At 68.4% G+C, this 237-nt stretch carries 1 protein-coding gene; it reads right to left on the minus strand.

What is annotated here, in order from left to right; translation table 11 throughout:
- Positions 1-237: P1 family peptidase (locus tag OOT08_RS06900; RefSeq protein ID WP_325091859.1), on the minus strand; the 237-nt coding region annotated here is incomplete at both ends.

Genomic DNA, 237 nt, shown 5'->3' on the forward strand with positions numbered 1-237 from the left:
GTTCAGCTGCCGGGCGTCGAGGGGCGCATCCGTCGCGACCACGATCATGCAGGAGTTCCCGATGGTCTCCGCTGGCTCCGTCTCCAGCAGCTCCGTTGCGGGCAGCGGGACCCCCGCGACCGTGAGGGTCCCGGTGAAGTTGGTTTGGACGATCGCGCCCACGGTGTACTCCGTGTCCCCGATGGCGACCCTGCGTGAGGAGGTGCCGATGCCGCCCTTGTATCCGAGCGCAACCGT

The sequence above is a fragment of the Leucobacter sp. M11 genome (genome assembly GCF_035726885.1).
Taxonomy (GTDB): domain Bacteria; phylum Actinomycetota; class Actinomycetes; order Actinomycetales; family Microbacteriaceae; genus JAPFRB01.